Genomic DNA, 2164 nt, shown 5'->3' on the forward strand with positions numbered 1-2164 from the left:
CAGCAAGAACCCNGACGATCCCCGGCGCTTCCAGGCAAGCGGGTGGTGATCCAACGCCTGGTCTATGCTCGCCCCTCGGTGGCCTACAAGTTCTCCGACGAGCTCAGCGTCGGCCTGTCCATTCCCATCGCCCACCAGGGCTTTGCGCTGGACACCGACATGCGCTTTCCCAACAAGCTGATCGGCATCTTCGGCAAGCTGCAGGACGCCTGGTGCGGCGACAACGGCAACCCGCTGGACGTGTTCGGCTTCGGCATTTGCGGCGGTGGCAAGGAAGGGCGGCTGAACCCCTACACCACGGCCGGGTCCATGCGCTTCGAGGCCACCTCGCCGGCCGATCCCACCTTCAACCTCGGCGTGCTGTGGGAGCCGACCGACTGGTTCGGCCTGGGCGCGGTGTACCAGAGCGGGTCACGCACCGTGCTGACCGGACGCTACAACTTCCACGCCGAGCCCATGTTCCGCAAGCTGGTGGAAGGCATGTACTCGTCGCTGCAAGGCCCCATCGTTGCCGCCACGCTGGGCTTCCCGACCAGCATCCCGGAAGAGCAGTCCGGCAACATGACGCTGGTGTTGCCCTATCCGCCGCACGCGCAGCTGGGGGTCAAGCTCAAGCCGGTGGAGCGCCTGCAGCTCAACGTGGACGCCAACTGGACCGACTGGGGTCAGTGGAACCAGCTGACCTTCCAGTTCGACCAGCAGGTGCGCTTTCTCCAGATGGCGCGCCTGTTCGGCCAGGCCGATGCGAGCAAGCTGGTCATCCCCCGTGGCTACCGCAGCAATGTGCACTTCGGCTACGGCGCGGAGATCGAGGTGATGCACGGCCTGAAGCTGCGCCTGGGCTACGAGCCGCGCAAGAGCTCCATCCCGCAGGACAAGATCGACCTGATCGCGCCCCTGCCCGACATGAAGGTGCGCAGCCTGGGCCTGAACTGGACCACCGAGGACGGCACGCAGCTGATCATGGCGGCCAGCCTGGCCAAGGGCAGCTACAAGGTGTCGGCCGACGGCAGCTGCAACCTCAACTGCACCAACTTCTTCAACGTCATCTACAACCCGTACGCCGGACTGGACGTGTCCGGCGAGACCCGCCTGCGCTATTTCGGCGTGAGCGTCACCCGGCCGTTCTGACCCTGTCGGCGCGGCTGTTCTTTCCTGCAGTGCATCCATGTTCCTGACGCAGTTCTCCTCTTCCCTGGTCTTGTCTCGACGCGTGGGCGGCGCCCTGGCCCTGACGGGTCTGTCCCTGCTGATGGTGCCGGCCAGCCAGGCCGCGCCGACCGGTGGCGCGGCTTCGGCCCCGGCCGGCGCCGCGGCACCGATTTCGCCGGCCAAGCAGGCCCTGATCGACAAGCTGCTGACCCTGTGGCATCCGGAGCAGGTGACCCAGATGATGGTCAACCGGCCGGCCGCCGAGGCGGTGCAGCACAGCCGCATCGCCCTGCAGGGGCGGGTGAGCGCGGACAAGCTCGAGTCGACGATGAAGGGCATCTCGGAAGATGCCAAGGCTTATGTGGACGCGGCCACGCCGCTGGCCGAGGCCGCCGGCCAGCAGGCCGTCCGCAGCACGGCGGTGCCGATGCTGGCCGAGCAGTTCAGCGAGGAGGAACTCAAGGCCCTGATCGCGCTGCTCGAGTCGCCGGTCCGGCAGAAGTTCGAGAAGGCCGCGCCGGACATCGAAGGGGCGGTGGGCGCCGAGGTGGCGCGCCGCGCCGGTCCGGCCATCCAGCCGCAGCTCGACAAGATGAAGCAGGAGGTGGCCGGCAAGCTGCGGGCCGCGGCGATGACGCGCTGAGGCCGGCTGCGCGGCAAGGCCATCGCGCGCCGCGCTCGCTCAGCGCCGGTCCGGCACGGACTCAGTGGGGGCTGGCGGGCGGCACGAAGAAGGCCAGCGGCAGGCCGACCACCGGGATCACCGCCGGCATCACATAGACCAGCAAGGGCAGGGCCGTCACCCGCTGGGCGTTGGCCAGCTGGGTCTGCAGGGCCATGCCGGCGCTGAACTGTTGCAGCGCGGCGGCTTGCCGGTCGGCCAACTGCTGGCCATCGCGGGAGGTCGCGACCGGGCTGGCGACCAGCGCGGCCGTTGACCAATCGCCCGTCGACAGGGGCAGGCGGTCCAGCCGGCGGCTTGCCCCTCGGCCAGGGCGTTGTCGCCCAGGGG

3 protein-coding genes are annotated in these 2164 nt (G+C 68.8%); 2 read left to right on the forward strand and 1 reads right to left on the reverse strand.

Annotated elements, in window-relative coordinates:
• The coding region (locus tag I73_RS25675; protein WP_234409395.1) for an OmpP1/FadL family transporter at window positions 1–1131 on the forward strand (1131 nt) is incomplete at its 5' end.
• Between the two features lie 37 nt (window positions 1132–1168).
• The gene (locus I73_RS03190; RefSeq protein ID WP_022979294.1) at window positions 1169–1795 is read left to right on the forward strand and encodes a DUF2059 domain-containing protein; all 627 of its coding nucleotides are present in this window, start codon (window positions 1169–1171) and stop codon (window positions 1793–1795) included.
• Between the two features lie 61 nt (window positions 1796–1856).
• Here I73_RS03190 and I73_RS33005 read toward each other — a convergent pair.
• The coding region (locus tag I73_RS33005) for a hypothetical protein (protein ID WP_159105832.1) at window positions 1857–2164 on the reverse strand (308 nt) is incomplete at its 5' end.

Origin of the sequence: Ideonella sp. B508-1 (genome assembly GCF_000333615.1) — a bacterium.
In the GTDB taxonomy this organism is placed as follows: Bacteria; Pseudomonadota; Gammaproteobacteria; order Burkholderiales; family Burkholderiaceae_C; genus Ideonella.

Coding starts and splice junctions, on each gene's coding strand:
- I73_RS03190 (WP_022979294.1), top strand. CDS start 1,169: ATGTTCCTGACGCAGTTCTCCTCTTCCCTGGTCTTGTCTCGACGCGTG.